The organism is Methylobacterium sp. P1-11 (assembly GCF_008329595.1).
In the GTDB taxonomy this organism is placed as follows: domain Bacteria; phylum Pseudomonadota; class Alphaproteobacteria; order Rhizobiales; family Beijerinckiaceae; genus Methylobacterium.
Map to the genome: position 1 here is coordinate 1 of NZ_NPKS01000100.1, position 1042 is coordinate 1042.

Below are 1042 nucleotides of genomic sequence, written 5' to 3' on the forward strand. Positions count from 1 at the left end.
CGCTTCACGAACGAACAGATCGCCTTCGCCCTGCGACAGGCGGAGAACGGCGCGACGGTGGACGAGGTCTGCCGGAAGATGGGTGTATCCGAGCCGACCTTTTATCGCTGGAAGAAACAGTTCGTCGGCATGGGCGTGCCGGAGATCCGACGGCTCAAGCAACTGGAGGACGAGAACAGCAAGCTCAAGCGGCTGGTCGCCGACCTGACGCTGGACCGCTCCATGCTGCAGGACGTCCTCAAACGAAAGTGGTGAGGCCTGCCGCTCGCCGTGAGGTCGCTGGTCACCTGCTGGTGGCCTATGGGATCAGCGAGCGTCGGGCCTGCCTAGCTACCGGCTTCGGCCGTTCGTCCCAGCGCTACAGGAAGCGCTCGGACCCTCAGGTCGCGCTGCGGATGCGGTTGAAGGAGTTGGCTGCCGCACGGGTGCGCTACGGCTACCGGCGGCTGCACATCCTGTTACGACGGGAGGGCTGGGAGGTGAACCATAAGCGCACCTACCGGATCTACCGCGACGAGGGGCTGTCGATTCGGTCCAAGCTGCCCAAGCGCAAGCGAGCCTGGCGCTATCGCCAGGGACGACCGGCGATCGGTGGACCCAACGAGGTCTGGGCGATGGACTTCATGTCCGACCGCCTGTTCGACGGGCGCCCGTTCCGGATCCTGACGGTCGTCGATTGCCACACGCGAGAGGCACTCTCACTGACACCGAGAGCCAACTTCCGCGCCTTCCAGGTGACCGAGGCGCTGGACGCTTTGGTCCGGCTGCGAGGTCGGCCCAAGAGTCTCCGGGTCGATAATGGACCGGAGTTCGCCGGGCGCATGCTCGACCAATGGGCCTACCTGAACGGGGTCGAGATCGACTTCTCCCGACCGGGCAAGCCGACCGACAACGCCTATATCGAGTCGTTCAACGGCCGTCTTCGAGCAGAGTGCTTGAACGCTTCGTGGTTCTTGTCGCTGGCTGATGCCCGTGAGCGCATCGAGGACTGGAGGTGCCACTACAACGAAGATCGACCTCACACGGCTCTGGGCGGCTTGAC

Annotated in this window: 1 protein-coding gene; it reads left to right on the forward strand. The window is 64.3% G+C overall.

Features of this window, described 5'->3' with window-relative positions; genetic code table 11:
- Positions 1-1042, forward strand: a protein-coding gene (locus tag CIW48_RS32885; RefSeq protein WP_149314513.1) for an IS3 family transposase whose coding sequence is annotated in 2 segments (ribosomal slippage) — positions 1-250 and positions 250-1042 — 1043 coding nt annotated over the 2 segments. Because the reading frame shifts where the segments join, the coding sequence is not laid out codon by codon here. This gene is flagged as partial in the annotation.